This is a genomic window from Castellaniella sp. (assembly GCF_034675845.1).
GTDB lineage: Bacteria > Pseudomonadota > Gammaproteobacteria > Burkholderiales > Burkholderiaceae_B > Castellaniella.
In genome coordinates, this window is the sequence record NZ_JAUCCU010000002.1 from 678,176 (window position 1) to 704,674 (window position 26,499).

The window sequence follows — 26,499 nt, forward strand, 5'->3', positions numbered from 1 at the left end:
TGTTCCTTGAGATTTATTTTGTAGAAGGAAAGACAGTTTTCCAGTCCTTCTTCATATCAATGATGAGCCAGGGATTGGCCGACGCCTCATCAAGCGCCTTATCAAGTCGCCCAAATGAAGACTTGCGGTCGTAGGCATATTCACGTTCAGCATCAGTATGATGAACGATTGCACCCAATCGCGCCCTTTTGCCTGCCGTCGCCCATTGCAACATTTGCACATCACCGTCAGAGCTGCCAAACGCGGCAATGGGGCGCTGACCAATATGAAGGTTGATGCCGACAGGCTTGCCGGGGCCACTTCACTCCAGCCAATTGCCTTCTTTGCCCTGCGGCGCCATAGGTTTCGAAGTAAACGTCATAAGAACCATCAGCATTCTTTTCCAGGCCCTTGTCCTAGCTACCTACAGTCGGGAATGTTTGGCTGGTCTGCAATAACGAACGCGTCTGGGTGCCATAGAGCTTGTCGATGGTTGTATCAGAGGGAACACCGTCGAAAAATCTCAATTCGTCGATGGCTGTGTTGACGCGATCCGACATTGAAATGGTTTCTAGTTCAGCCTTGCTGACCTGGGCGGTTGCGGGTAGCGACAACAGGGTTAGCGCTGTAATCGCCGCAACATACAATGGGCGTAGATTCATAATCATGTGATATCCCTGCTTAGCAGACAGGGTAGCGAGGCTGCGTCGCCTATGAGCAGGAAAATTAATGCGGCGCAACCTTTTGAGCGTATTAGCGAATCTTTTCTAGGTCGCCTGGCTTCCAGCTGTAATTGATGGCCGCTTCTTCTGGGCCATACAATCGCAGAATTGCAAAGAACCCTCGTTCCGGCGCGGTGGCCAGCCAGTTAGCTTCTTTGCCTGCTGGCGCTTTCGGGCCGATATACAGATCAGTGTAAGCGGTGCATCTCCCCCATTATTCCCAGGCGGCGAGATTCATGGCTAAATCTTGGTCATGAGTATTCCACGGCAACAGCGCCTCGATTTCGTCCACTGTTTGGGCCATCGGCAGGTGTTCCAGCACAAAGCGCAGCCACGCATAGGGCTCGCGCCCGTTGGCCTTGGCCGTTTCCAGCAGCGAATACAGTACCGCGCTGGCGTGTGCACCCGCCGGGGTATCCGCAAAAATCCACGCTTTTCTGCCAATCACAAACGGCCTGATGGCGTTTTCTGCGGGGTTGTTATCGATGGGCAAATCGCCGCACTCGGTATAGCGGATCAGGCGCGGCCAGACCTTGTGCAGATATCCCAACGCTTCGCCCAGCTTGCTCCTGGGCGTGACCCCCGGCAGGGTTTCATCCAACCATGCACGCAGCTTTTGCAGGATCGGCAGGCTGTGGGTCTGGCGCGCCTCGAAGCGCTGCGCATCGCTCGCTGTTTTCAGCTTGGCCTCGATACGATACAGCCGGGCGAACAGATCCAGCGCGTGGTCTGCGCGGGCACTCTTGCCTTTGGGGCTGACCCGTTTGGCTTCGACGAACTTGCGCCGAGCATGGGCTGCGCACGCCAGGTGCTCCACACCGGGCAGGCGCGCCACCGGCGCGTAGCCTTCGTACCCGTCGGTCATCAGGTAACCCTGCCAGCCTTCGAGCAGGCGTACCGGTATCTGCCCCGAACGGCTCGCCTCGTAATCAAACAACACCACCGTGCGCCCCGGCGGCCCGCCGCGCTGCACCCACATATAACTTTTAGAGGTCGGACTTCGCCCTGGTTCTTTCAACACTTGAACCGTGGTTTCATCCATGTGGATGACGGGCGCATCCAGCAAGGTGTCGCGGGCCAGATTGTGCAGCGGCTGCAAGGCCTGGGCGAGCCTGATCATGGCCCGCGTCATGCTCTGGCGTGGGACGTCCACCTGGTGGCGGGCCATCACCTTCTCGAAGCGCGCCAGAGGCAGGCCGTCGACATACTTCACCACCGCCATCATCGCCAGGAACCCGGCGCTGAAGTTGCTGCGCGGCAGGACCTGCGCCGGTGCCGGCTGCTGTACCGGTGCCTGATCGCCCTTGGGGCAGGCGTAGCGCGGGCGCACCGTGCGGATCACGCGGATTTGCATCGGCACGATGTCCAGCTGTTCACTCACGTCTTCGCCGATACGCACCATGGGGGTGCCGCAGGCGCATTGGCGTTCTGCTTCGGGGACATCGACCAGGAACTCGACGCGGGGCAGCTCGGGCGGCAAAGCGCGGCGATGACCGCGCTTGGGGCGAGGCGTGTTGTGCGCGGGCGCGCCCTCGTGTGCGTCTTCGAGATCAGCGGCCTGCTCGGCCAAGGCTTCCACTTCGTTAAACAGCTCGCCCTGGTGCGACTCGCTACTGGGGCCGAACACCTGATGCCGGGCCAAGCGCCATTGCTCAAGGATGCGTTGCACCGCCTCGGCGACCCCTGTGGCGACGCCGGCGGCAATCCCTTCTTGCAGTTTCCTCTCGAACTCGGATTGCATCGCCGAACGCAAGGCGTGAAGGTGGGTTTCGTTCTGCGCCTGCAGCGTGGCCCGTAACTCGGCCAGCGTCTTTTCGCGCTCGGCTTTCAATGCCGCCTGGAAGGCTTCAACCGAGGTCGGCACAGCGCCGATTTCGGGGCTGAGCTCAGGGGGGAAGGATGGGGTGGCTGCAGGGCGATCAGACATGCATAATTATACCAGAATTATCACATAACTGACTGATATTTCAGTGTTTTATGAGGATAATTCGTCCATAAATCAAACCCTTCCAACAGCCACTCCAACTCTTTGGGGGTGAGTGTCACGGTCGCTTGCGCGCCTGGCGCGGGCCAGGCAAAGCGCTCTTTCTCCAGCCGCTTCTGCCAAAGGCAAAAGCCGTTGCGATGCCAATACAGAATCTTGATGCGGTTGCGCTGGCGATTCACGAACACGAATAACGTATCGCCGAAGACATCCAGTTCCAGCTCGCTTTGCACCAGCGCGGCCAGCCCGTCGATCTGCTTGCGAAAGTCCACCGGCACGCAGCACAAGTAGACCTGCCCAATCGCCACTCCCGGGTGCATCAATGCACCTGCTCAGTCAGCGCCTGACGCACCTGCGCCAGCCACTGCGGGCTGGGCAAGCCGGACAGCTCCAGACGCAGGCCAGCGCCCAGCACCAGTACATGGCGATCCGCCGCGACAGGGTGATCGACAGCGGCGAGCGGACCCACGCTGACCGGCACAAACTGGCGCGCAACCGGCGCAGCCACCGCCTTGACGGGCACCTGAGCCTTCCGCTCCAGGGCTTTGAGGCGCCGGCGCCAATAATACAGGCTTGAGACCGGCAACCCCTCACGCTGCGCGTAGGCCGTGGCGCCAATGCCCTCGCGCGCTATCGCGTCAAGGTGCATTTCCCACCAGGCCTGCCCTGGTCCTCGACTCGTCGACATCCTCGGTTCTCCTGTTTGCTTGCAGAACCGATACGATGCCCCACAGAGCGGGCGCGAACAATCATGGGAAAAATGGAGCGTTTAGTACGCCAGTCAAAGCTGGTGAGTTGATAGTCGGTGAAAGTCCGATATAGGAAAGAATGGCACATCATCCTAACCCCGAGTCATGCGCCGCCCATCGCGAGGTGGTCGGTGAAGTGTTGACAGGGGAAACCTGCGGGCCAGCCATCGAGCCGCGAAATCATAAATCCGGGACGCCGACGCTGTTAAGCGAAGCGGAAGGCCACAGTGAACATGACGACAAGTGCAAGCCATGCTCACGTCCCGCGCGGTCGCAGACCCTGAGCACGCTGGGAAGTCACTCACACGGAAACTGGGAGGTCTCATCAATGTCCGATCATGTGGCCCCGGACGGGGCAGGCAAGGTCATAAACCGTAATCCTGCCGTCTACGTTGGTGAGAAGTCGGATACTCCCGTAGTATCGAAGAAGCTGCCGAACAAAGGGAAACCTGCGGAGGCGGTGGAGAAAAGGGGAGTAGCCAAGGGAAATGTCAGCCAGGAACCCGCACGCCGGACTCAGAGCCGGGTAAGTGCGTCGATGTCTCTGGAGGGCATACGTCAAGCGGCACGCAGGGATAAGCGTGTCCGGTTCACGTCACTGATGCATCACCTGACCGAGGAACGACTGTACGAGAGCTTCTATGCCCTCAACAGGAATGCCGCGACAGGTATTGATCGGATGACGTGGGCAGAGTATGAGCGGGGGCTGTCCACTCGACTACCCGAACTGCACGATGAAATTCATGCTGGACGGTATCGGGCAACAGCTTCCCGGCGAGTTTACATTCCCAAAGCGGATGGTAGTCAACGACCGCTTGGGATCGCAGCTCTGGAAGATCGGCTGGTTCAGCATGCGGTAACTCAGCTGCTGAATGCAATTTACGAGCAGGACTTTCTGGGGTTCTCTTATGGATTCAGGCAAGGCAAGGGCCAGCACGACGCCTTGGATGCACTGACGGTTGGACTACAGACACGTGTTAATGGCCAAATAAAATGACCCACTAATGGCCAATAATTTTGACCCACCTCCCGGGTGGCCATGAGGCCACAAACCGTATAGCGTTCCGACCCCGCAATGGCAGGTAGGAAGGAGCGCACAGATGAAGGAGTGGGTTGTGATTCACAAGATAAAAGGGATGTACGATCAGGGTCACGGGATGTCGATACGGGCCATCAGCGCCGAGCTGGGGATCTCGCGCAACACGGTGCGTAAGTACCTGCAGATGGACGAGACGCAGATCAGTGACAAGCAAGCCTATCAGTCACGCAGCAAATCGCTCGATACCTACCGGGATTACCTGGCCATTGAACTGAAGCGTTATCCGAAGCTCACGGCAGTGAAGCTTGCCCGACGCCTGCGCGCGAAGGTTGGCGATTTGGCTGTATCAGATCGCAGCATCCGGCGTTATGTACAGGACCTGAAGCAACAGGTCGCCTGCGGGCAACTGCGCTATTACGAGCCGGTTTTACAGACGGTGCCTGGCGTGCAGTGCCAGGTGGACCCGGGTGAACTGCGCGAGGTGCTGATTGGCGGCCAGGCACGCACGGTGCACTTTGTAGTGTTTGTCCTGTCGTATTCACGGCTGCTGTATGTGGGGCTGGCGTTCAAGGCGCTCGATACAGCAGCCTTCATCGAACTGCATGACCAAGCGATGCGCTACTTTGGCGGGGTACCAGAGGAGTGCATCTATGATCAGACCAAGCTGGTGGTTATCGACGAGCGCTACCGCGAACTGACTGTCAACGCGCGTTTCTATGAATACGCCACCCATGCCCGGTTTCGTATCCATGCCTGCGAGGGCTATGACCCCGAGAGCAAGGGCAAGGTCGAGGCAGGCGTCAAGTACGTCAAGACGGACTGCCTATATGGCGAGGAGTTTGCCAGCGAGCAGGCGCTGCGCGAACACCTCGCCCAATGGTTGGAGGACGTAGCCAATGCCCGGCTGCATGGCACCACAGGACAGATTCCGCGTGAACTTTTTGAGAAGGAAGAGCGCAAGCATTTGCGCCCTTACAACCCATCATTTGACTTGACCACCCAGTCGGCTGTCTGGCAGCGCCGCCGGGCAGACAAGACGGGGCTGATCTCGTGGCAGTCCAACAAATATTCTGTCCCGCTGGCCTGGCAGCGGGCCTATGTGGGCGTGGTCGAGCAAGATGGTGGCCTAGTTATTACAGACCTGGAATCTGGTTCTGTGATCGCCACCCATACCCTATGCGTCGGGCGCGGACAAATCGCCAAGAACAATCACCATTACCGCGACCATGCACAACGCATCACTGACTTGGAGCAGGAGATTGCCACCCTGATTCCATCGCCGGATGCTCAGGCCCTGTGCGCGACCCTGAAGCATACATCGCCACGGATCTATAAAGACCAGTTGGTGGCTGTCTGCAAGATGCTTCGCGTATACGCGAAGACAGACGCCGGGCTGATTGCCGCACTAGCTCGTCGGCCAAGTATGACGGCCACACAGCTGGAGCGTTATCTGCAAGCCAGTGCATCGGCACATGCCCGTGGGCGCACTGGCGCATTGTGGGAGTCCAGAGCGGATGGGGCTGAGCCGCTGGATCTGACCGTCTACGCCCAGGTTGGCCAACCGGGTGGCCAGGAGGTGGACCATGAGTGCGCTTGAGATAGCCCGCACCCAGTATCGTGCCCTGCGCCTGAATGCGATTGGCCACAACCTAGTGGATCTGGTCGCCCGGGCCGAGGCGGGAGAACTATCCTACCTGGACTTTGCCCACCTGCTAGCCGAGCACGAACTGGCCGAGCGTGCAAGCACACGTATTGAACGGCACCGCCGTGCATCGGGACTGCCTACCGGCAAATACCTGGAGGGGTTTGATTACCGTCACCAGACGACGATCAGCAAGCGCCAAGTCAACACATTGCTGGATTTCAGCTTCATTGACAATCGAGAGAACATCATATTCATTGGCCCTCCCGGCGTTGGCAAGACCCACCTGGCCATTGGCATTGGCCACAAGGCCGTGGCCAGTGGCTACAAGGTGTTGTTTCGCACTGCCTTGGATTTGGTCGAGGACTTGGAGTTGGCCGAGATGAAGGGGGAACTGAAAAAACGCATCAATCAGTTGGCCAAATTCGACCTGCTGGTAATCGACGAGCTGGGCTACCTACCCATGACACCGCAGGCCCGTTTCAACCTGTTCCAGTTGGTCAATACCCTGTATGAGTACCGGTCGATTATCTTGACTACTAACAAGGGGTTCGCTGACTGGGGGGCGTTCTTCCATCACGATAACGTGGCCATCCCCATCATCGACCGCATCATCCATCATTCCAACGTATTCATGCTGGGAGGAGAGAGCTACCGTTTAAGACAAAAAATGCCCGAATAGGGCTTAGGGGTGGGTCAATTTTATTGGCCAAAAGTGGGTCAAAATAAATGGCCATTGACACACGTCAGATAAGGTGGGTGCTGGATGCGGATATCCGTGCATTCTTCGACATGATTGATCATGAATGGATGATGCGTTTCCTTGAGCATCGGATTGCGGACCGTCGTCTTTTGAGACTGATTCGCAAATGGCTTGTGGCAGGTGTATTTGAAGAGGGTCGCCGCATTCCATCTGAACGCGGATGCCCCCAAGGGGCTGTCATATCACCCGTATTGGCAAACATTTACCTGCACTATGTGTATGACCTCTGGGTTGCACAATGGCGCAGGCGGATTGCCAAGGGTGAAGTCATCGTTGTGCGCTACGCGGACGACAGCGTGATGGGTTTCGCTTACGAGTCAGAAGCCCGGCAGTTCCTGAAGGCACTCGCAAAACGCCTTGGTCAGTTCGGACTGGAACTGAATGTTGCCAAAACCCGATTGATACGGTTTGGGCGGTACGCCGCCGAAGACTGTCTCAAGCACGGTGAAGGCAAACCCAAGACGTTTGACTTTCTTGGTTTTACTCACATCTGTGGTAAGAACAAGAAGGGCTTCTTCGAGGTCAAACGCCTCACTGTCAAGAAGCGAATGCGTGCCACGCTGAAAGCAGTAGGCCAGACATTGCTGCGCCGTCGCCATGAGCCCGTCCCCGTGATGGGTAAATGGCTTGGGCAAGTGGTGCGCGGCTACTTTGCTTACTTCAATGTGCCCGGTAATGAAAAGCGACTGGATCAGTTCTACCAAGAAGTTTGTCGTCACTGGCTACATGCGCTCAGGCGCCGAAGTCAGCGGCATCGAATGACGTGGGAGAGGCTGAAAACGATCGCTCGCCGTTACCTGCTGTACCCGCGGCAAGTTCCGAAGCATCCCTATCCCTCGGTTCGTTTTGACGTCACAACCCAAGGCAGGAGCCGTATGCGGTAATTCTGCACGTACGGATCTGTGCGGGGGGCATCGGGTAACCGGTGTCCCTACCGCGACCAGATCAGTCGACCCATCGGCGTTTTGAACAGGTTTGTCACGTGAACCTAGCGATGGGAAGCGACGCGCGTCTGTTGCCAGACCCGATGCGTTCTCAGCCTCGTAGAGTGTCACCGACCAGAACATCTTGGCTGGGACATTAGGCGGCAAGGTGAGTTTATAGGAAGTGCTACCAAGTAGCGACGCCCCGTCTCCATCCTCAAAAGTAATCTGGTAGGCAGCCCCTTTCCCTGGTATTTGCGACAACATTCCGGGGCTAAAGGAGTAATAGTTCGTGAAGTACCAGGCGCGCGCCTCTATGGCCGTGAAACCATGTGTCTTACTGCGAAAGCTGAAATCAAGCGGCGACTTGGTGTCAGCGAATATGATGTTGTTGAATGGGTTGATCCACTGACGATCAGGCCAAACGGCAAGATGGCGATCAGAGCCGATGCCGCGGATATCCAGACCTATAACCCGGCTTGTCTTGTAGCCAGTTTTCGCAGCCGCATCAAGCATGGCGCGCTTTTCCGCATCCGGCTTGAAAGAGACCCCGGCAATCAGCCCGACGTTGGCAAGAATACCCAGACCGTCTGGACCAGCCAGATGCTCGCCTTCCTTATCGACTAGCCATTTTAGCTGTTCAAAGGCCTCTACACTTGAACGCGGCAGCATGTTCACGGGAACACCGGAAGCATCCGGGAACGTCATTGGCTTGCGCTCGGCCTCTGCCAGATTCAGCGGGTAGATCTTGGTCTTTTCGAGATGCTCGACAGCTGGCTTAAGGTTATTCGGGTCTTCATAGAATCCGCGCAGGAAAACAAAAATGTTGTAGGTGCTGGAACGATAGACGTAGTACCCATCGGGTATATCACCCTTGTAATCGGGAGGCAGCACCAGGAACTTACCGCCTTTGCCCTGATCGGGGCCTGGTAAGCCGATGTCGCCAAGGTACTTGCCACCGTCAACGGGTATAGGGCGCTGCCAGAAATCAAGCAAAATACCCTGAAGGTTAGGTGGCGCATCCAGAACGATGGGACCGGTTTCACTCATGTCGACATAGCTCATGGCGTAAAGCACATCGGAGTTCGGCGTCGTCACCAATGTCTTGGGGTCTAGTCGCTGCTTCCAGATTGGAAGTACGCTATAGCCAGCGCCAAATGTTGCTTCTGAACCATACTTCATGCCTAGCGTGTTAATCAGCGGCAGCGCCCAAATATAGGCCTGTGTCGCCTGCTGAAACGCGAGCGTATCCATTAGAGTCTTTGCCGTTTCAGCTGTGGGACGATTGTGCTCGAAGGGAAGATTTGCAAGCGCATTATAGTGCGCTTGATTGGCATTCGCTGTGCTGATGGATCCGAGCGAGACGGCTAGCGCACTCAAAGATGATAGTAGGAGTTTTCGAGAGCTCATATAAGTGCCTTTCTTGACGGCTGTATTAAGTATTGTTGTGATTTGAAATCGGTAGGGGCGCAGCCACAGTGGGTGCGCCCTCTTAGCTGCTTTACTTGACTAATTCAAAATCAGCGAGCTTGAACGACTTGTCGAAGAAAGGCTGCTCCGGTGCATAAAGACGGAAATAGACAAACCAGCCGTCGCCAGCAACCGTTTTTAGGTGGTTCGCTTCCTGACCCGCTTGAGCTTCGGGGCCGATGAAAATGTCAATACTACCGTCCTGGTTACGTTTCAGATCTTTCATACGACTGTCGATGCTTGCGTCACGAGGCTGCTGCGTGCCACCGTTGTCATAGGTGGTGCGGGTGTTCTCGCTATAAAGCGTCAGTGACCAGAACTGGCCCACAGGCACTTTGGCCGGAACGTGTAACTTATAGGTCCGGTCGGCGCGCAACATATTACCGTCGCTATCACGCTTGGTGGTCATATAGACCTGACCTTCGCCCGGTTGTGGGTTGACCATGCCTTTACTGGTCGCTACAGCCTCATAGAACCACGTGATACGCTCGTCAATCTGCTGGATATTGGCGGTTTCTTGAGAAATCACAAAGTCGACGCTGTCATACCAGGAAGTACCTGGCCAGTAAGGCTCTGTATAGCGGGGATTGATCTGAAGGTTACGCGCCATCAGCTCACCTGTTAATGGCCAAATAAAATGACCCACTAATGGCCAATAATTTTGACCCACCTCCCGGGTGGCCATGAGGCCACAAACCGTATAGCGTTCCGACCCCGCAATGGCAGGTAGGAAGGAGCGCACAGATGAAGGAGTGGGTTGTGATTCACAAGATAAAAGGGATGTACGATCAGGGTCACGGGATGTCGATACGGGCCATCAGCGCCGAGCTGGGGATCTCGCGCAACACGGTGCGTAAGTACCTGCAGATGGACGAGACGCAGATCAGTGACAAGCAAGCCTATCAGTCACGCAGCAAATCGCTCGATACCTACCGGGATTACCTGGCCATTGAACTGAAGCGTTATCCGAAGCTCACGGCAGTGAAGCTTGCCCGACGCCTGCGCGCGAAGGTTGGCGATTTGGCTGTATCAGATCGCAGCATCCGGCGTTATGTACAGGACCTGAAGCAACAGGTCGCCTGCGGGCAACTGCGCTATTACGAGCCGGTTTTACAGACGGTGCCTGGCGTGCAGTGCCAGGTGGACCCGGGTGAACTGCGCGAGGTGCTGATTGGCGGCCAGGCACGCACGGTGCACTTTGTAGTGTTTGTCCTGTCGTATTCACGGCTGCTGTATGTGGGGCTGGCGTTCAAGGCGCTCGATACAGCAGCCTTCATCGAACTGCATGACCAAGCGATGCGCTACTTTGGCGGGGTACCAGAGGAGTGCATCTATGATCAGACCAAGCTGGTGGTTATCGACGAGCGCTACCGCGAACTGACTGTCAACGCGCGTTTCTATGAATACGCCACCCATGCCCGGTTTCGTATCCATGCCTGCGAGGGCTATGACCCCGAGAGCAAGGGCAAGGTCGAGGCAGGCGTCAAGTACGTCAAGACGGACTGCCTATATGGCGAGGAGTTTGCCAGCGAGCAGGCGCTGCGCGAACACCTCGCCCAATGGTTGGAGGACGTAGCCAATGCCCGGCTGCATGGCACCACAGGACAGATTCCGCGTGAACTTTTTGAGAAGGAAGAGCGCAAGCATTTGCGCCCTTACAACCCATCATTTGACTTGACCACCCAGTCGGCTGTCTGGCAGCGCCGCCGGGCAGACAAGACGGGGCTGATCTCGTGGCAGTCCAACAAATATTCTGTCCCGCTGGCCTGGCAGCGGGCCTATGTGGGCGTGGTCGAGCAAGATGGTGGCCTAGTTATTACAGACCTGGAATCTGGTTCTGTGATCGCCACCCATACCCTATGCGTCGGGCGCGGACAAATCGCCAAGAACAATCACCATTACCGCGACCATGCACAACGCATCACTGACTTGGAGCAGGAGATTGCCACCCTGATTCCATCGCCGGATGCTCAGGCCCTGTGCGCGACCCTGAAGCATACATCGCCACGGATCTATAAAGACCAGTTGGTGGCTGTCTGCAAGATGCTTCGCGTATACGCGAAGACAGACGCCGGGCTGATTGCCGCACTAGCTCGTCGGCCAAGTATGACGGCCACACAGCTGGAGCGTTATCTGCAAGCCAGTGCATCGGCACATGCCCGTGGGCGCACTGGCGCATTGTGGGAGTCCAGAGCGGATGGGGCTGAGCCGCTGGATCTGACCGTCTACGCCCAGGTTGGCCAACCGGGTGGCCAGGAGGTGGACCATGAGTGCGCTTGAGATAGCCCGCACCCAGTATCGTGCCCTGCGCCTGAATGCGATTGGCCACAACCTAGTGGATCTGGTCGCCCGGGCCGAGGCGGGAGAACTATCCTACCTGGACTTTGCCCACCTGCTAGCCGAGCACGAACTGGCCGAGCGTGCAAGCACACGTATTGAACGGCACCGCCGTGCATCGGGACTGCCTACCGGCAAATACCTGGAGGGGTTTGATTACCGTCACCAGACGACGATCAGCAAGCGCCAAGTCAACACATTGCTGGATTTCAGCTTCATTGACAATCGAGAGAACATCATATTCATTGGCCCTCCCGGCGTTGGCAAGACCCACCTGGCCATTGGCATTGGCCACAAGGCCGTGGCCAGTGGCTACAAGGTGTTGTTTCGCACTGCCTTGGATTTGGTCGAGGACTTGGAGTTGGCCGAGATGAAGGGGGAACTGAAAAAACGCATCAATCAGTTGGCCAAATTCGACCTGCTGGTAATCGACGAGCTGGGCTACCTACCCATGACACCGCAGGCCCGTTTCAACCTGTTCCAGTTGGTCAATACCCTGTATGAGTACCGGTCGATTATCTTGACTACTAACAAGGGGTTCGCTGACTGGGGGGCGTTCTTCCATCACGATAACGTGGCCATCCCCATCATCGACCGCATCATCCATCATTCCAACGTATTCATGCTGGGAGGAGAGAGCTACCGTTTAAGACAAAAAATGCCCGAATAGGGCTTAGGGGTGGGTCAATTTTATTGGCCAAAAGTGGGTCAAAATAAATGGCCATTGACACACCCATCTTCATGCCGTTAAGAAGTATCTTTTTTAGGCGGTCATCGGGTTGGAATGATTTGCCTTTCACAATACCAAGTGGGGCAACCATAGCCATCCAGCCTTTGTCGATCTCGCGGACCGGTTCATCTTGGATGATGTCCGAAAGTGTTTGCCAGTATTCGATATCACGTGGTGGCGTTGCCAGCCACTTTACGTCTTTATTCTTAATGAAGTGACTAGGCTTAAGTTCCTTACCGACACTACCCATGCGGTATTCAGAAGTAAATTTTCCGTAATAATCTGCATCCTGGCTAAGTAGGCGTAGTGCAACAAGAATGTTGTTGGTCGCACTTTGCACAACGTAAACGCCATCTTTTTTGTATTTGGATGGGTCATCTTCCGGGCCGACCACGATATAGGTAGCGCCTTTGCCCTTGTCTGGGCCCGTAAGACCAAGATCAACGACCGGGCGCTGCCAAAAATCAAGCACGCCACCAGCGGTTTCACCTGCTGGATAATCAATTTGTATCGGGCCGCTCTTCAGAGTACTGAAGTTGAAAATATAGGGCGTGGTCAGATTGGGCGTAAGTATGCCGCTTTTCTGCTTTACCGTATCCAACACGACGAAGTCGGTGGGGTTTTTAACACCAAATGCCTTGTTTTGCCTGTCGCGCCAGATGGCTGAACTTACCAGCGGCATGCTCCAGATATAAGCCTGCGCAGCGCGCTGGTAGTCCATTTCGTCAAACAGGCGTTTTGAAGCGTCATTGTCAAAATAGGTATCAATCAGATTTATTATTCCGATTGGTGTTTGTATTTTTTCGGTGCCATACAACTTCGAATCTGCCATGGCAATGGGTTCTGCAAAAACCGTCGATGTAAGTAGAGCAGCTAAGGCTAATATATATGTACCTCGAAGTGCTAGTGTGAGCTTCATACCTTCCCCAGTTAAGTTTTTGTTACATTGGACTTAACCATAGTATCTTGCTCCTAGCTTGCCAGGCTATGCACTTTCTGCCATTTGTATATTTCAAAGCATTGAAAACTAGTCGATTGATCGTAGTTTCTTTCGCGTTTCAGATGGTAGTTCACCGAAGAGATCTCGATACCACCCCGAAGAGCGGCCTAACTCGCTAAGCCCCCAGCGGTTCGTTATGCTGGCTAGTGTTGACGTGAGCTCTGCATTAGAGATCAACTCATGACGGATCCGATGAAGGCGTAATTTCTGGACATACGCATAAGGGGTTTCACCAAGTAGGAGTATGAACGCACGATGTAGTGTGCGTGTCGAGGTTGCTGCGGCATGCGCAATCATTTCTACCGTCAATGCGCTGTCAAGGTTTTCATGAATAAAGGCGCGGGCTTTTTGGAAAACTCTGGTGTGGCCCTGCGGGTTTCTAATGCCAGCGATCGTGCGAGGCGGTCGACCAAGATGAGTAACAAGCGTGGTGGTGAGGTATTTTATCGGGTCAATTCTCTTTTGAATATCTGAGTCTGCCGAGGTATGGACATCTTGAAAGAGACGCCGAAGTTTTAATAGCTTCTTTTCTGGAAGTTGGCGTCCGAAAAAACCGGTGCCGCCTAGGCTACGCGCGGTTAAGACTATGTCGTGTTCGGCTGCGATTTCCTCCAGTCGATCCTCACTTAATGTGATCACGGCATATAGCGAGTTTGGCATGTAAAGTGAATCATGTTCGTCGTTGGGCATAAACACGCCTATATCGCCAGAAGCTGCCTCATGGAGCCAGTGCCGTGTTCCAGAGGGCATAGTGATGCCGACGCCCAAGGTTATTTGATCTTCTGACAGTGGGCCGCTTAGCGCAACTTTTGCCCCGATGAGGCCCGTTGAGCAACGAACATCATCGTGCGCCATGAACCCAAGGCTGCCAGAGATTGGTGCGCGAGACATTTGCACGATGTCTAAACCCGCGCCATAAACCGCGTCGCTCAGGGACTCTAAGTTAGAGAGAGATATATGAGACCATTGATTCTCAGAAGAGCGTTCCAAAGCGTGAGTGGTCATTTCTCACTCTCTCAATATGTGGTTCCTAAAATTGATGCTACTGTTTATGCCTCAGAGAGGCAAGAGGGAATTTGCTTACGCAGGATTCTTGTACGCTTTCATTACGAGATTTAGGGACGTTTGAAGCGCCCCGGGGCGCTTCACGTTTGCGGTAATGCCCACATCTGAACTTGTCTCGATTTCACGTACAGCAGCTCATCCTGGCCCTGGTAAGTAACCAACCACTCAAGGCGCCAACAACATCCAAGCCAGCCGCGCCGCCAAGCGGGCAGTATGCTGGTCAATATCATATTCCGGGTTCATTTCCGCCAGATCGGCTAAGCGCAGCTTGCCGCTGGCCTTGACGTGCCGGACCACGGCCTCGACCACCGTCATCGGGATGCCGAAGGCCGCAGGCGCCGATACGCCCGGCGCGACGGCTGCGGGCAGGCAATCCAGGTCGATCGTCAGATAGATATGGTCGGCCTGATTGATCAGGCTGTTCAGGTCCGCCAGTCTGGCGTCGAGATGGCGCTCTTGCATGTCTGTGTCTTCTATGTAGAAGACACCCAAGTCCTTCGCATGCTGGAACAGCCCGGCAGTATTGCCGAGCCGTGAAATGCCGAAGACGGCATAGGTGACAGGCTGATTCTGCTGACCGCAAAACGCCAGAATCTGGTCGAAGGGCGTGCCTGAACTGCCCGGTCGGCTGGTCCTCAGGTCGAAGTGTGCGTCAAGATTGATGATCAGAATGGATCGCGCTGCCTCTTGATCTTGGTTCGAGAGATGGGCGTGCAGACCCTGGAAGCTGCCCCAGGCCATTTCATGGCCCCCGCCCAGCACCACCAGCCGTGCACCCGTATCGAGAATCTGGCCCACCTGATCACCCAGCTTGGCCTGCGCCTGTTCCAGGGCATCGCCCTCGCAGGGGATGTCGCCGGCATCCCACAAGACGGACAAGTCATGGGCGGGCAGTCCGGCCATCATGCGGCGGATGGCGTGCGGCGCCAGCCGGGCGCCGGGGCGTCCTTGATTGCGGCGCACGCCGGCATCGCTGGCAAATCCAAGCACCACGGCCTCGTTTGCCTGGCAGGCCAGGGGCCCTGTTTGCACGATCTGAAACAGCCGACGGGTATCGCCCTGTTCGCCCGCGTCGTTGCGGCCGTGCCAGGGATTCGTGTCTTGCGTCATTGCTTCTTCTACCTTACTTCTTGAGTACCGCCTGCAAGAACGAGCGGGTCCGTTCTTCCTTCGGCGCTGTGAAAATCACGTCAGGCACGTCGGCTTCGATGATATTCCCGCCATCCATCACGACGACCATATCAGCCATTTCACGGGCAAATCCCATTTCGTGGGTCACCACCATCATGGTCATGCCTTCCTTGACGAGCAATTTCATGACGCTCAGCACTTCGCCGACCAGCTCGGGGTCCAGTGCCGAGGTGGGTTCGTCAAACAGCATGACCTTGGGCTCCATGGCAAGCGCGCGGGCGATGGCGACACGCTGCTTCTGTCCGCCCGACAGGCTGGCTGGCATGGCATCGACTTTTTCCGCCAGTCCCACTTTGGTAAGCAGTTGGCGAGCCAGGACTTCGGAATCCGCAGCGTTCATGCCGCGCAGTGTCCGCGGCCCCACCGTCACGTTTTCCAGGACAGACAGGTGGGGAAACAGGTTGAATGATTGAAACACCATGCCGACCTGCATCCGCAGCTTGTTCAGGTCTTTATCGGCGAGCAGGCGCCCGTCGGCCACCAGGCGGTGATCGCAGATATCGATGGTGCCTTTTTGCGGCACTTCCAGGCCGTTGCAGCAACGCAGCAGGGTGCTCTTGCCCGACCCGCTGGGGCCGATGACGACCACCACCTGGGACTGATTGACCTCGAGATCGACGCCCTTGAGCACATCGTTGCTGCCGTACGACTTGTGTAATTGGTGGATTTTGATCATGGCTGGGGCCGTCATTGCACCATCCCTCCGGCTTTCATGCGCAATTCGATGCGATGCAGAATTATGGTTGTCGTGGTCGTCATGATCCAATAGATCACGGCGATCACCAGGTAAATCTCAAGCGAGCGATAGGAAACACTGATGATTTTCTGGCCTTCATGCATCAGGTCGTGAATCGTCACCAGCGACACCAGCGCCGAGTTCTTGATCAGTGAAATGAATTCATTGCCCAGCGGCGGGATCATACGCACGAATGCCTGGGGCAGGATGATCTTGAGCATGGCTTGTCGGGACGACATGCCCAGCGATCGCGCGGCTTCCATCTGGCCGCGATCAATGGACTGGATGGCACCCCGTACGATCTCCGACACATAGGATGCCGAATACATACCCAGCCCCACGACGCCGCAGACGAAGGCCGGCAACAGGATGCCGAATCGCGGCAAGCCAAAGAACCAGATGAACAACTGCACCAGCAGCGGGGTGCCGCGAAAGCACGACAGGTAGATGCTGCAGATCCCGTAAGCTGTCTTGCGTTGTGGGTTCAGGCGTCCGATCCCGATCAGCAGGCCCAGCAGGCAAGACAGCACTAGCGCGCTGAGCGTCACTTCGATGGTGACGATGGCGCCGCTGAGCAGCGCCGTCCAGTCGGTCAGGGCCGGCGTGAAATCAAAATTCATTGCGCGTCGCCTTCAAACCATTTATTGACGATCTTGTCATAAGTACCATTGGCCTTCAGACGGCCCAGTGCCTCGTTCAGGGCTTGCAAGGTTTTGGGCTGGTTCTTGCTGACGGCGATGCCGTATTCTTCCGTGGTGATCTGCTCGTTCAGCACCGTCAGGTCGGGGTGTGATTGCGCATACAGCTTGGCAGCCGGCTTGCCTGTCACGGCGGCATCGGTGCGACCCACTTCGACCAGGTTGAACATTTCCTGGTTTTTCTCGACTTCAACGCGCTGGACGTCGGGATAGTGTTCTTGCAGATACTTCACGGATTTTGTGCCGACCTGGACGGAGACTTTCTTGCCATCCAGGTCCTTCAGGGTTTTGATCGGGCCGTCCTTCTTGGTCAGGACAACCAGGCCGCCAGCGTAATAGGAGTGCGTGAAATCCACGACCTGGCTGCGGGCCTCCGTGATGTAGATGGCCGAGACGGCAGCATCGGCGCGCCCCGAGATGACTGCGGGAATCAGGCCTTTGAAATCGATGTCGGTCCATTCGATGGTCAGGCCAGCTTCTTTGGCCAGTGCTTCCGTCAGTTCAATGTCAAAGCCCGTGCGCACCCCTGATTCCGTGAACTCCATGGGGGGAAAGGTCGGGTCGGTCACGATGCGGATTGTGTTCGATGCGGCCAGGCTGGCAGCTGCAAAGCCGCTCATGGAGATGGCAAGCGCAGCGGAGATGAGTTTCTTGCTCAGTGTCATGATAGGTTCCTTTGATGCGGTTAGTGGCTTTGTAGCCGAGACGAAATGCGTGCAGCCACACGGGTGGTCATGCTGATGAGATTCTGCGTGCGGTTTTCAATGCGGGTGCTGGGTACCATCAGGGTCACCACGGCAATCGCGTGGCTGGTCTGCTGAAAAATGGGCGCACTCACGCCCCAGACCCCTTCATCCACTTCGCTGATGGAACAGGCATATCCCTGGGTCTGGATCTGGGCCAATTCGCCTTCCAGCGCGGTGCGGGATTCGTCTGTGATCAGATTGCGGGTTTGCAAGTCTTTCAGGGCGGCGCGCTGGCGATCCTTTGCCATGAACGCCAGCAGTGCCTTGGCGGATGCGCCGCTCAGCAAGGGCAGGCTGCGTCCCTTGACGAAAGAGCAGCGCAGGGGCTGGCGACTTTCGATCATTTCCAGGCAGACCACCTGATTGTTGACGGCGACCATCAAGCCGGCGGATTCGTTGCTGCTGGTGGAAAGCTGTTCAAGTTCTTCGCGGGCTTCCTGCCGCAGATAGGAAGATTGTTCGAATCCCCAGGCCAGCGATACACACATGGGGCCGGGTAAGTACTCGTTGTTGCTGTCGATGATGAAGCCCCAACGCTTGAGCAAAGCCAGTTGCCGGTACAAGGTGCTTTTTGCCAGACCCGTCTCTGAAATCAGATCGGTCATGGAAACCGAGCGTCCCAGTCTAGCCAGCACGGACAGGATGAACAGTACTCGCTCAGCTCCGCCTTTGATGGGGTCCGCTTGCATCCATGGGCTCCTTCGTGGCCAGGTCGGCTGCGCATGCAGCCCAGCCTGGGGGTCGTTGTGATCAGTCCAGGGAGAAGATTATTCTTTTTTCTCAAAAATTAGCTGGTCATGTCTCATAAAATAAGAAATAAAGGGATATCCCTAATCAGTAGGGATGGATTTTCCCTGAATCGCAAATGCAAAGCTCAGCCAGCCCGTGTTCGTCAGAAATCCGAACACAGGCATGTCTAGCGTGCAAACGTGGGAAGTAGGGAAGTAGTGCCAGGCAAGCCAGCGGCATTGCTGCACGCCCGCTGCCGGTCGCTCAGTAAACTGGCGCTTCGCCTGGCGGGCGGCGCTTGAACCGGCGATGCACCCAGTAGTATTGCTCAGGCATTTCGCGGATGCGTGTTTCGAGAAACTGGTTCATCGCCAGGGCGTCTGCCTGATCGTCCCCGCTGGGGAAGGTCGGCAGCGCCGGATAGATTCGTAGCTTGTAGCCGCGATAGTTGGGCAGCACTTCCGCGACAAAGGGAACGACGCGCGCGCCGCTGAGGCGCGCGAGGCGCGACACGGCAGTCAGCGTACAGGCAGGCACGCCGAAGAACGGCACGAACACCGAATCGCGCAGCCCGAAGTCCATGTCTGCGGCCAGCATGATGGGCTGACCGGCTTTCAAGATGCTCAAGATATGACGGGCGCTATGGTGGCGCGGAATCATCAGAGAGCCAAATCGTGAGCGTTGTTCCCTGGAAATCGTGTCCGTTGTTTCGTCCGACATTGGCGTGTAGATGGAGGCGACCGGGTGCTGTATCGAATAGTACATACAGGCGGCTTCGATGGCGGTGAAATGAAATCCCAGGAAAATGGTCGGCTGGTCGTAGCGGTCCTGCAGTTCGATGGCGCTGTCCAGTTCGACCAGACTGGTGATGGCATGCGCGCTGCCATACCACTGCAGGCCGCGCTCCAGGTAGCTGCGAATGACGTGCTGAAAATTGGCACGGGCCAGGCGTTTGCGCTGGGACTCGGACTTTTCCGGGAAGCACAGGCGCAAATTGGTGTGCAGAATATGTCGACGCTTGCCGGGAATCAGGTACAACAGGGAACCCAGGGCTTCACCCAGCCGGGCAACCAGCCCGTAGGGCAGGATAGAGAGGATGCGAAGCAAGCCCGAAAGCATGGCAGCCTGGGTTTTCTTTTTCATAGAGTGGGCAGATCCCGAGAGGGAAGCCCGCATTGGGCTGAACCCTCATGCTAGCACGGGGATCAGTGCCGGGCAGACCGTCGCCCAGGGCAGGTTCCCCATAACCGCCACGCGAGCCGTATGCCGAGCATCACGACAAGCACCACGGCATAGACCTGCGGCTCGAAAAAGTCGTTTTTTCCAGCACGCATCCAGATGAAGTGCAAGATCGAGAAAATGGCGGCGGGGTAAATCAGCCAATGCAGGCGGGTCCACCAGCGGCCAAGTCGACGCATCCATCGGTGGGTGGAGGTCACGGCCAGCGGCACTAGGCAAAGCGTGGCAAGCGTGCCGATGCCGATGAAGTCGCGCTGCCAGATGTCCGTCCACATGGCTGCCAGCACTGCGCCTCGGTCCCAGAGTGCCCAGGCGATGACGTGCAGCATCGTGTAGAAAAATGCGTATAGCCCCAATTTGCGACGCTGGCGCAGAAGACCGTTCCAGCCGGTCAGCCGTCGAACGGGCGTCACGGCAAGCGTGACCCAGAGGAAGACCAGTGCCCAGATTCCGCTGGAGCGGGTCAGGAACTCCTGCGGATTGGCGCTGAGGCTGCCGACGTACCCAAGCACTACCCAGCGGACAAGCGGGAACAGCCCAAATAGGTGAATACACAGTCCAAGTACCAGGCGGCCGCCAGTTGATGAATGCCGCTGAGGACGTGCGGTGCTCTGGCCTTGAGTGATTGGCTGAACGCATCTTTGTCGTGCATGACTGTTCTTATCAGTCATTTTAGAAGTTCCGACGCAAATCCATGCCCTTGTAGAGGTCTGCCACGTCCTTCTCGTAGCCGTTAAAAGGCCGTGTTGGGATGCGGGCCGCAAAGAAGCCCGAGCCGATACGGCGTTCGGTCGCCTGACTCCAGCGTGGATGGGGTACTGCCGGATTTACATTGGCATAAAAGCCGTACTCCTGGGGCGCTGCGCGCATCCAGCTTGTGGTCGGCTGGGTGGATTGCAGGTGAATCCGGACCAGCGACTTACCCGATTTGAAGCCGTACTTCCATGGGACGACGATGCGCATGGGGGCACCGTCCTGCGCGGGTAGATCGTGGCCGTAAAGTCCGAAGGTGAGTAGCGTCAGCGGATGCATGGCTTCGTCCATGCGCAATCCTTCGACGTAGGGCCAGTCCAGGATATTGCTGCGCACGCCCGGCATAGCTTCGGGCTGCACCACGGTTGTAAAGACCACGTATTTGGCTTCCTCAGTGGGCTCGACATGCTTGAGCAAGTGCGCGAGCGAGTAGCCGGCCCAGGGGATTACCAAGGACCATGCCTCTACGCAGCGCAGCCGGTAGACGCGCTCTTCAAGGGGGGCAAGTCTGCGCAGGTCGTCGATATCCAGCGTGATGGGTTTGCGCACGGCTCCATCGATCTGCACTGTCCAGGGACTCAGCTGCATCTTGTTGGCGTATTGTGCGGGATCGCCCTTGCCGGTGCCGAATTCATAGAAATTGTTGTAGGTGGTTATTTCCTGCCAGCTATTGACGGCTTCGTTGGTCGACCATTCAGTGTTGCGCTGCGCAGGAAGTACGGGCCCGGTGGGCTGGTCGTCAAGCGCCGCGTGAGCCAGGGGGGAAGCCCCCAGCGCAAGTGGCGCAAGCGCAGCACCCTGCAAGAGTCGTCGCCGACCTCGCCAGACGGATTCTGGTGTGATGTCCGACGGGGCCACATCTGTTTTCCAGGGGCGCTGCATGGTATACCTCCATTGCTCGTGACTACTGCTGCTATTGGACGGTAAGCTAACGGCTTACCTAGGGGGAGGGCCTGGATGAATGTTACGCCTACCTGTTGGATTATTGCAGGCCCCAATGGTGCGGGCAAAACAACCTTTGCGCTGGATTACCTGCCCGCAGTGGCTCAGTGTCAGACGTTTATCAACGCTGACCTGATCGCTGCTGGGCTCTCGCCCTTAAATCCCGAGCGCGAGCAGTTGGCGGCGTCAAGGCTGTATCTCGCGGAAATTGACCGATGCGAGCGCGCCTGTCAGAATTTCGCTTTCGAGACAACATTGTCCGGGCGCGGTTATCTGCGGCTGGTGGATCGCTTGATGCAAAGCGGCTGGCGAGTGGAGATGTCATACTTGGCCCTATCCAATGTGCAGCTGTCCCATGATCGGGTAGCAGAGCGTGTCGCGCACGGCGGCCATGGCATCCCGACTGAGGCAATTGAACGGCGCTTTGCCCGCAGCTTATACAACTTGTTTGAACTGTATGCCCCCAGGGTCAGCCTGACGCGCTGCTACCTGAACAGCCAGGACAATCCTGACCTTGTGTTTACTCAGCAGGGGAACCATGTTGAAATTCTTGATGACGCTGTTTATCGGCACCTACGCAATGAGGCGGGCCTATGACTCCCCAATTTGATGAGGACACGCGCAAGGCGTTGGAAAGCCTGCGCAATTCTGTCGCCAAAGCATTGGATCGCAAGCGCCGGTTGGGTCAGTACGCCGTGGTGTGGAAGGATGGGAAATCGGTCTATATCGGGCCGAATCCACCTGAACCGAAGAAACCTACGCGCAGCGACCCAGCACGGCGTTGAACGGAGGTCATGGCAATGTCTGGCATCGCCATCGCGCAATCCGGCCTTATGCCCGCTCGATCCGCGCCGGCAGGCCCTGACGCACGGCCGCCCCTGATACCCAGTCGATCCACACGTTACGCTGGTCGCCGCGTGTTGGGTCGGCAAAGCCCAGCTCGTTCAGATTGATGCCGTTGGCATGCTGCGGATTGTGCGCTTGCGCTGTCCCGTCCACCATGTGCGTGCGTGCGCCCAGCTCTGTGTGGCCGTAGCCATATTCGATGGCGACGGCGCCGGGCATGATGCCGTCGCGGACCAGGGCGGTGGCCAGCATGCTGCCGCCGGGCGTGCTGATGCGGATGGTATCGCCGTTTTTCAGGCCCAGGCGCTCGGCGTCGGCGCGGTTGACCGAGGCTGGGTTGTGCGGATGCACTTGGCGCAGTCGCGCCACGCCGATTGACATCGAGCTCATCAGATTCGATTTATACGAGGTCATCAAGAGCGGCCACTGCGCCTCGGGATAGTGCTGACGCATGCTGCTGCCATCGGCCATGCGCGTGGGAAACCAGGTGGGACAGCCACTCAAGCGTTCGCCGGTCATCGAATGGCGCATCTTGGCCAGGTCTTCGCTCCAGACCTGCTGCGCGGGGGCATGGGTCTTGCGGATATGCGATCCTTTCCAGGCAGCCTCGATCTTGTCAAAGCGCCCGCCGCGGGTCATCAGCATTGCCACCTGACGCCATTCATCGTCTTTTAACTGAGTTTGCAACTGTTCTTGGTAGCGATTGACGCCCGTGATCAGCATGTCGTCATCGCTGGCCGGCGGGACAAGTTTGCCGCCTGAAAAAGCCATATTGGCCAGCCCGCGCAGAAAGAAATCTTCGGCTGTTTTCAGCGCACAGGGGTTGCCTTGTGCGTCTTGCATCCCATGATCACCAAAGCCGGGCAGTTGCAGGCGCTCCGCGCAGGCGAATAGAAAACTCTCGACATTGACGGGTGCGCCGCTGGCGGTCAACGCCACGGCTGGTGTCACCACGGGCCAGCGCACCGTGGACGACTTGGCAATCACATCGGCCCAAGGCGCCGAGATGCCCCAGCTTTCGTACGTGACCGTATCCGGCACGATGTAGTCGGCCAACGCACTGGTCTCGTTGATGAAAGGGTCGATGGAGACGATCAGCGGCAGTTTTTTCGGATCTTTGACGGCGTCCAGCAGCGCGTTCTTGAAGCCCGCGATGGCATACACCGGATTGCTCATGTGGTTCAGCCACACTTTGGCCTTGTAGGGGTAGCCCGCCAGCGCGCCAGCCAGCATTTCGCTGCTCAAGCCGCCCACCGCCGGGTACCAGGGCGCCTTGGCGGGGTAGGGCGATTGGCCAGCCTCTTTTTTGCGCTTGAATTCGCTGCTTTTTTCGTAGGGGAAACGGTTGCGCGACAGTGCCACGCCGCGTGGCTTGGCCTTGCCCTTGAAGTCGGCGAAGTTATAGCGTGGGCCAGGGCCAAAGGGGCCAAATGGACCGGCATCCAGCACCAGTCCGCCTTGTACATTCAGGTTGCCGACCAGGGTATTGAGCATGGCGATGGCATAGGCAGTGTAGAAGCCGGCACCGCTCATGGTGCCACCATGCGCGTCGGCGACGGCGCGCTTGCCGTGGCTGGTGAATTCGCGGGCCAGATCTTCGATCTCGGGGCGTGGCACCCCGCATAAAGCAGCGTATTCGTCGAGCGTCTTGGCTCGGGCTTGCTCGCGCAGCTTGAACAGTGCCGAACACACGGCCAGGGGCTGTGAGGATTGCGCGGACATCGGCACATCCACCATGCGTTCCACGAACAAGGCGGCGGCCTCGGGTATGGTGTGTGGCGCCAACGTGCCATCGGCGCGCTGCACCACGAACACATCGGCTGGTGCCGTCGGCTCCTTGCCTGGCTCAGTGGGGGCAGCGGTAGGCAGCGACCAACCCAGGTCGGTGCCACGTAGATAGCTGCCAAAACGGGGGTGCTGGGGGTCGTTAATCAGCAGGTGGGTGGCGTTGCTCCACGATGCCTCGCCAGCCGCTTCCATGGCAGCGACACCAGGCTGTGCCAGAAACTGCGCGTCGTAACGCTCATTATCCAGAATCCAGCGGATCAAGCCCATCGCCAACGCCAGATCGCTGGCGGGTTTAACGCCAATCCAACGATTGCCGCTACCCGCTGCCAAACTCGATGAGGTGGGCAGGATGGGCGAAACGACCACGTAGCGAAAGGTATTTTCTTTGCGGGCACGCGCTTCGGCGAGTTCGCGGCCTTGCCGCTGGAAAGGATTGCCCGATTGCGCAGGCGCTGCGCCGATAAACAAGCCAAAGCTCGCATTTTTCCAATCGGGCTTGCCATGCGGCATGCCGGGCAGATCGCCCAGCGCGGCAGCCGCGCCAACGCGGAAGCTCTGGCCGCAGTAAGCGCCATGATTGCTGACGTTCACGGTGCCGAATGATTGGCTGGCAAAACGACGCAGCAGTTGTGCGCGGCCTTCATTCGAAGCGTCAGTCACCAATAGCTGATTGCTTTTTGGACCATATTCGGGGTTGTCAGAATCAATGGGGGTTTGGGTGTCATAGACGGCGCGCAGCCCTTCGACTTCACCTTCTCCAAACAGGTTGCCCCCTTCGCAAACCTCTTGCACCAGTTGCTCGAACGAAATCGTCTGCCAGCGGCCCTCGCCGCGTTTGCCGACGCGTTTGAGCGGTTGCAGCACACGGTGCGGGCTGGTCTGGTGTTCCAGCATGGCCGAGCCTCGTGCGCAGGCGGTAGCGCGGCCTTCTAGGCCGTTGTCGCCACCAAGCTGGGCGTAGACTTCGCGCACGGGGGTTTCCATGGGGGCCGGGTGCGTGGTGGCGAGCGGGTGATAAGGGTTGCCAGCGACGCGCAGGATGCGGTTGGTTTTGGTGTCGATGCGCACGCGCACACCGCATTGCGTCCAGCAGCCCAGACAGCTGGAGGGGCTGACGATTTGCCCCGGCTGGGTGCTGAGCATGCCTGTCACGGGGTCAATCCGGAACTCAGGCGCGAGTGAATTGCCGCGTGTGGCGTGTGCAGGCGTGACGCCCGCACTGCCGGTCACCAGGCCTTTGCCCGCCTTGTAGACTGTTTCGCCGTAACCCGCCGCAAATGCGGCCAAGCCGCCCGCTGCCACGCCGCCGCGCAGCAATAGCTTACGGCGTGCCCCGTCCTGGGGCTTATCTTGTTTGTCGTTCTTGCTCATGGAGAAATCCTTGGGGTTTTTGCTGGAATGGCATGACGGGCTGGGAAGTACTCTAGCGCCAGCGTGAGGCTGGCCAGCAGCGCCACGCACAGGCCAAATACGCCTAAGATGCCCAGCAGGCCGTCTCCGCCTAACGGCATGTTGTAGACATACAGGCCGGCGCCAAATTTAGGCACGCCCTGCACCCCCATGAACAGTGCCCAGCGAAACCCCCAGGCTGCTGCCAGCATCGCCAGGCCTATGCCTAGCGAAAAACCAGGCCGCATCAACGTGCTTGCTGGGCGCTTCAGCAGCATCAGCACCACCAGGCCTGCCAGCACCGAGCCCAGCAGGCTGAGGCGCCAGACCGGAAATTCAGTGAACAGACGTTTGGCAGCCACGAATGAGGGGGTGTCGGTCATCAGGCCGACGCCTGCCCACAACACCACCGCTGCCACCAAGAGCCAGGCCACGGCCAGACACAGCCTGCGTAACAACTGGGCGGGCAGGGCTGCCATGCCACCCGGCATCAGGCGTCCCACCACCAGCATGGCGCCCAGTGCGGCCAGCCAGCCAGTCAGCGCCAGATTGAATGGCAAAAGCAGGGTGTTCCATAATGGACGAGCCCGCACCACCATGATTTCCGCGCCGGTATAGACCATGACGCTGATGGCAGACAAGGCCATCAGCACCGCCAGCACGCGCAGCAGGGGTTTCCAGCCTAGCCACCAAACAATACAAAAGGCGAAGGCCAGCACGACCAAAGCCGGCAGCAGGTAGGCGCCGACCGACATCCACGACCAAGGCGTGAAGTGTGCATAGAAATGCCAGAAGCGCGCTGGCTGGTGCAGGTCGGCCAGCAGGGAAACAGGCGCAGCAGCGGCGCTGGCAGCCAGTACGACGACGGCGGTGGGCAACAAGCGGGCGCCCGCAGAACCCAGGCCGCCAAAGGCGCAAGCCGCTGCCGTCAGCGCCGCGCCGGTGCAGATGCCCACGAGAAAGAAATACTGGACTGCCCAGGGTAGCCAGGCCACCTCGTAGGCGAGAGTGAGCAGCTCGATGATATTCATGGTGTATT

The 26,499-nt window shown here is 57.7% G+C and carries 28 protein-coding genes and 1 pseudogene; 8 read left to right on the plus strand and 21 right to left on the minus strand.

All coding sequences use genetic code 11. The features are described 5' to 3' along the window. Positions 1 to 13: 13 nt before the first annotated feature. From VDP81_RS14750 to tnpA, 6 genes are all read right to left on the minus strand, one after another. Positions 14 to 220 (minus strand): hypothetical protein, encoded by a 207-nt coding sequence (locus VDP81_RS14750; RefSeq protein WP_323012710.1) that lies wholly within the window; start codon positions 218 to 220, stop codon positions 14 to 16. Positions 221 to 395: 175 nt separating this feature from the next. Then, entirely contained in the window at positions 396 to 647 is a 252-nt protein-coding gene (locus VDP81_RS14755; protein ID WP_323012711.1) for a hypothetical protein, read from the minus strand. An 85-nt stretch (positions 648 to 732) separates the two neighbouring features. Further along, positions 733 to 888, minus strand: coding sequence for a DUF1214 domain-containing protein (locus VDP81_RS14760; protein WP_323012773.1), 156 nt, complete (start codon positions 886 to 888; stop codon positions 733 to 735). Positions 889 to 915: 27 nt separating this feature from the next. Beyond that, positions 916 to 2,442: an IS66 family transposase gene (gene tnpC / locus VDP81_RS14765; protein WP_416233273.1), complete on the minus strand. Its 1,527-nt coding sequence runs from the start codon at positions 2,440 to 2,442 to the stop codon at positions 916 to 918. 206 nt (positions 2,443 to 2,648) lie between these two features. Then, the gene (gene tnpB / locus VDP81_RS14770) at positions 2,649 to 3,005 is read right to left on the minus strand and encodes an IS66 family insertion sequence element accessory protein TnpB (protein WP_323012713.1); all 357 of its coding nucleotides are present in this window, start codon (positions 3,003 to 3,005) and stop codon (positions 2,649 to 2,651) included. Beyond that, on the minus strand, positions 3,005 to 3,373 hold the full coding sequence (tnpA, locus tag VDP81_RS14775) for an IS66 family insertion sequence element accessory protein TnpA (protein WP_323012714.1): 369 nt from the start codon (positions 3,371 to 3,373) through the stop codon (positions 3,005 to 3,007). The genes tnpB and tnpA overlap by 1 nt, the downstream gene beginning before the upstream one ends. 389 nt (positions 3,374 to 3,762) lie before the next feature. Between tnpA and VDP81_RS14780 the strand changes: the two genes are divergently transcribed. The 4 genes and pseudogenes from VDP81_RS14780 to VDP81_RS14795 form a co-directional block, all read left to right on the plus strand. Beyond that, positions 3,763 to 4,431 (plus strand): hypothetical protein, encoded by a 669-nt coding sequence (locus VDP81_RS14780; RefSeq protein WP_323012715.1) that lies wholly within the window; start codon positions 3,763 to 3,765, stop codon positions 4,429 to 4,431. A gap of 118 nt (positions 4,432 to 4,549) precedes the next feature. Beyond that, complete coding sequence (gene istA, locus VDP81_RS14785) at positions 4,550 to 6,070, plus strand: IS21 family transposase (protein ID WP_323012395.1); 1,521 nt, start codon at positions 4,550 to 4,552, stop codon at positions 6,068 to 6,070. Next, a complete protein-coding gene (gene istB / locus VDP81_RS14790) occupies positions 6,057 to 6,797 on the plus strand; it encodes an IS21-like element helper ATPase IstB (RefSeq protein WP_323011742.1) in 741 nt (246 codons plus the stop codon). The genes istA (VDP81_RS14785) and istB (VDP81_RS14790) overlap by 14 nt, the downstream gene beginning before the upstream one ends. 110 nt (positions 6,798 to 6,907) lie before the next feature. Continuing rightward, positions 6,908 to 7,303: pseudogene (locus VDP81_RS14795) on the plus strand (reverse transcriptase domain-containing protein); the annotation flags it as partial. Here the strand turns inward: VDP81_RS14795 and VDP81_RS14800 are convergent. From VDP81_RS14800 to VDP81_RS14810, 3 genes are all read right to left on the minus strand, one after another. Then, positions 7,196 to 7,582: a hypothetical protein gene (locus VDP81_RS14800; protein WP_323012775.1), complete on the minus strand. Its 387-nt coding sequence runs from the start codon at positions 7,580 to 7,582 to the stop codon at positions 7,196 to 7,198. The pseudogene VDP81_RS14795 and the gene VDP81_RS14800 overlap by 108 nt on opposite strands. Positions 7,583 to 7,600: 18 nt before the next feature. Further along, positions 7,601 to 9,211 (minus strand): DUF1254 domain-containing protein, encoded by a 1,611-nt coding sequence (locus VDP81_RS14805; RefSeq protein ID WP_323012716.1) that lies wholly within the window; start codon positions 9,209 to 9,211, stop codon positions 7,601 to 7,603. 91 nt (positions 9,212 to 9,302) lie between these two features. After that, positions 9,303 to 9,956: a DUF1214 domain-containing protein gene (locus tag VDP81_RS14810; RefSeq protein WP_323012717.1), complete on the minus strand. Its 654-nt coding sequence runs from the start codon at positions 9,954 to 9,956 to the stop codon at positions 9,303 to 9,305. 74 nt (positions 9,957 to 10,030) lie between these two features. Between VDP81_RS14810 and istA (VDP81_RS14815) the strand changes: the two genes are divergently transcribed. Together istA (VDP81_RS14815) and istB (VDP81_RS14820) are read left to right on the plus strand one after the other, a co-directional pair. Beyond that, entirely contained in the window at positions 10,031 to 11,551 is a 1,521-nt protein-coding gene (gene istA / locus VDP81_RS14815) for an IS21 family transposase (RefSeq protein ID WP_323012395.1), read from the plus strand. Next, on the plus strand, positions 11,538 to 12,278 hold the full coding sequence (gene istB / locus VDP81_RS14820; protein ID WP_323011742.1) for an IS21-like element helper ATPase IstB: 741 nt from the start codon (positions 11,538 to 11,540) through the stop codon (positions 12,276 to 12,278). Before istA (VDP81_RS14815) ends, istB (VDP81_RS14820) begins: the two co-directional genes overlap by 14 nt. On the opposite strand, the gene VDP81_RS14825 is transcribed toward istB (VDP81_RS14820), so the two are convergent. From VDP81_RS14825 to msrP, 10 genes are all read right to left on the minus strand, one after another. After that, positions 12,229 to 13,257 (minus strand): DUF1254 domain-containing protein, encoded by a 1,029-nt coding sequence (locus tag VDP81_RS14825; RefSeq protein WP_323012718.1) that lies wholly within the window; start codon positions 13,255 to 13,257, stop codon positions 12,229 to 12,231. The two genes, istB (VDP81_RS14820) and VDP81_RS14825, sit on opposite strands and share 50 nt — an antisense overlap. Before the next feature lie 108 nt (positions 13,258 to 13,365). Next, positions 13,366 to 14,343, minus strand: a complete 978-nt coding sequence (locus VDP81_RS14830) for a helix-turn-helix domain-containing protein (RefSeq protein ID WP_323012719.1) — start codon at positions 14,341 to 14,343, stop codon at positions 13,366 to 13,368. Between the two features lie 225 nt (positions 14,344 to 14,568). Beyond that, positions 14,569 to 15,513, minus strand: coding sequence for a formimidoylglutamase (gene hutG / locus VDP81_RS14835; RefSeq protein ID WP_323012720.1), 945 nt, complete (start codon positions 15,511 to 15,513; stop codon positions 14,569 to 14,571). A 13-nt stretch (positions 15,514 to 15,526) separates the two neighbouring features. Continuing rightward, positions 15,527 to 16,285, minus strand: coding sequence for an amino acid ABC transporter ATP-binding protein (locus VDP81_RS14840; protein ID WP_322995104.1), 759 nt, complete (start codon positions 16,283 to 16,285; stop codon positions 15,527 to 15,529). Next, positions 16,282 to 16,950 (minus strand): amino acid ABC transporter permease, encoded by a 669-nt coding sequence (locus tag VDP81_RS14845; RefSeq protein ID WP_322995103.1) that lies wholly within the window; start codon positions 16,948 to 16,950, stop codon positions 16,282 to 16,284. Before VDP81_RS14845 ends, VDP81_RS14840 begins: the two co-directional genes overlap by 4 nt. Next, positions 16,947 to 17,693: a transporter substrate-binding domain-containing protein gene (locus VDP81_RS14850; protein WP_322995102.1), complete on the minus strand. Its 747-nt coding sequence runs from the start codon at positions 17,691 to 17,693 to the stop codon at positions 16,947 to 16,949. The genes VDP81_RS14845 and VDP81_RS14850 overlap by 4 nt, the downstream gene beginning before the upstream one ends. 20 nt (positions 17,694 to 17,713) lie before the next feature. Continuing rightward, positions 17,714 to 18,463: an IclR family transcriptional regulator gene (locus VDP81_RS14855; RefSeq protein WP_322995101.1), complete on the minus strand. Its 750-nt coding sequence runs from the start codon at positions 18,461 to 18,463 to the stop codon at positions 17,714 to 17,716. A gap of 304 nt (positions 18,464 to 18,767) precedes the next feature. Next, on the minus strand, positions 18,768 to 19,646 hold the full coding sequence (locus VDP81_RS14860) for a lipid A biosynthesis lauroyl acyltransferase (RefSeq protein ID WP_322995100.1): 879 nt from the start codon (positions 19,644 to 19,646) through the stop codon (positions 18,768 to 18,770). A gap of 62 nt (positions 19,647 to 19,708) precedes the next feature. Then, a complete protein-coding gene (locus tag VDP81_RS14865; protein WP_323012721.1) occupies positions 19,709 to 20,413 on the minus strand; it encodes a protein-methionine-sulfoxide reductase heme-binding subunit MsrQ in 705 nt (234 codons plus the stop codon). Position 20,414: 1 nt separating this feature from the next. Beyond that, positions 20,415 to 21,377, minus strand: coding sequence for a protein-methionine-sulfoxide reductase catalytic subunit MsrP (gene msrP / locus VDP81_RS14870; protein ID WP_323012722.1), 963 nt, complete (start codon positions 21,375 to 21,377; stop codon positions 20,415 to 20,417). A gap of 159 nt (positions 21,378 to 21,536) precedes the next feature. Here msrP and VDP81_RS14875 point away from each other — a divergent pair, with 159 nt between their 5' ends. Both VDP81_RS14875 and VDP81_RS14880 read left to right on the plus strand, forming a co-directional pair. Continuing rightward, complete coding sequence (locus tag VDP81_RS14875) at positions 21,537 to 22,034, plus strand: Zeta toxin family protein (RefSeq protein ID WP_323012723.1); 498 nt, start codon at positions 21,537 to 21,539, stop codon at positions 22,032 to 22,034. Then, a complete protein-coding gene (locus VDP81_RS14880; protein WP_322995096.1) occupies positions 22,031 to 22,222 on the plus strand; it encodes a hypothetical protein in 192 nt (63 codons plus the stop codon). Before VDP81_RS14875 ends, VDP81_RS14880 begins: the two co-directional genes overlap by 4 nt. Before the next feature lie 46 nt (positions 22,223 to 22,268). Here the strand turns inward: VDP81_RS14880 and VDP81_RS14885 are convergent, their stop codons facing one another. Together VDP81_RS14885 and nrfD are read right to left on the minus strand one after the other, a co-directional pair. Continuing rightward, a complete protein-coding gene (locus VDP81_RS14885) occupies positions 22,269 to 25,442 on the minus strand; it encodes a tetrathionate reductase subunit A (protein ID WP_323012724.1) in 3,174 nt (1,057 codons plus the stop codon). Next, on the minus strand, positions 25,439 to 26,491 hold the full coding sequence (gene nrfD / locus VDP81_RS14890; protein WP_323012725.1) for an NrfD/PsrC family molybdoenzyme membrane anchor subunit: 1,053 nt from the start codon (positions 26,489 to 26,491) through the stop codon (positions 25,439 to 25,441). The genes VDP81_RS14885 and nrfD overlap by 4 nt, the downstream gene beginning before the upstream one ends. Between the last annotated feature and the right edge of the window lie 8 nt (positions 26,492 to 26,499).

Coding starts and splice junctions, on each gene's coding strand:
- VDP81_RS14780 (WP_323012715.1), top strand. CDS start 3,763: ATGTCCGATCATGTGGCCCCGGACGGGGCAGGCAAGGTCATAAACCGT.
- VDP81_RS14880 (WP_322995096.1), top strand. CDS start 22,031: ATGACTCCCCAATTTGATGAGGACACGCGCAAGGCGTTGGAAAGCCTG.
- VDP81_RS14885 (WP_323012724.1), bottom strand. CDS start 25,442: ATGAGCAAGAACGACAAACAAGATAAGCCCCAGGACGGGGCACGCCGT.
- VDP81_RS14825 (WP_323012718.1), bottom strand. CDS start 13,257: ATGAAGCTCACACTAGCACTTCGAGGTACATATATATTAGCCTTAGCT.
- VDP81_RS14830 (WP_323012719.1), bottom strand. CDS start 14,343: ATGACCACTCACGCTTTGGAACGCTCTTCTGAGAATCAATGGTCTCAT.
- istB (WP_323011742.1), top strand. CDS start 6,057: ATGAGTGCGCTTGAGATAGCCCGCACCCAGTATCGTGCCCTGCGCCTG.
- tnpB (WP_323012713.1), bottom strand. CDS start 3,005: ATGCACCCGGGAGTGGCGATTGGGCAGGTCTACTTGTGCTGCGTGCCG.
- VDP81_RS14810 (WP_323012717.1), bottom strand. CDS start 9,956: ATGGCCACCCGGGAGGTGGGTCAAAATTATTGGCCATTAGTGGGTCAT.
- istB (WP_323011742.1), top strand. CDS start 11,538: ATGAGTGCGCTTGAGATAGCCCGCACCCAGTATCGTGCCCTGCGCCTG.
- VDP81_RS14855 (WP_322995101.1), bottom strand. CDS start 18,463: ATGCAAGCGGACCCCATCAAAGGCGGAGCTGAGCGAGTACTGTTCATC.
- VDP81_RS14850 (WP_322995102.1), bottom strand. CDS start 17,693: ATGACACTGAGCAAGAAACTCATCTCCGCTGCGCTTGCCATCTCCATG.
- tnpA (WP_323012714.1), bottom strand. CDS start 3,373: ATGTCGACGAGTCGAGGACCAGGGCAGGCCTGGTGGGAAATGCACCTT.
- VDP81_RS14755 (WP_323012711.1), bottom strand. CDS start 647: ATGATTATGAATCTACGCCCATTGTATGTTGCGGCGATTACAGCGCTA.
- nrfD (WP_323012725.1), bottom strand. CDS start 26,491: ATGAATATCATCGAGCTGCTCACTCTCGCCTACGAGGTGGCCTGGCTA.
- VDP81_RS14860 (WP_322995100.1), bottom strand. CDS start 19,646: ATGAAAAAGAAAACCCAGGCTGCCATGCTTTCGGGCTTGCTTCGCATC.
- VDP81_RS14845 (WP_322995103.1), bottom strand. CDS start 16,950: ATGAATTTTGATTTCACGCCGGCCCTGACCGACTGGACGGCGCTGCTC.
- VDP81_RS14840 (WP_322995104.1), bottom strand. CDS start 16,285: ATGACGGCCCCAGCCATGATCAAAATCCACCAATTACACAAGTCGTAC.
- msrP (WP_323012722.1), bottom strand. CDS start 21,377: ATGCAGCGCCCCTGGAAAACAGATGTGGCCCCGTCGGACATCACACCA.
- hutG (WP_323012720.1), bottom strand. CDS start 15,513: ATGACGCAAGACACGAATCCCTGGCACGGCCGCAACGACGCGGGCGAA.
- tnpC (WP_416233273.1), bottom strand. CDS start 2,442: ATGCAATCCGAGTTCGAGAGGAAACTGCAAGAAGGGATTGCCGCCGGC.
- VDP81_RS14865 (WP_323012721.1), bottom strand. CDS start 20,413: ATGACTGATAAGAACAGTCATGCACGACAAAGATGCGTTCAGCCAATC.
- VDP81_RS14805 (WP_323012716.1), bottom strand. CDS start 9,211: ATGAGCTCTCGAAAACTCCTACTATCATCTTTGAGTGCGCTAGCCGTC.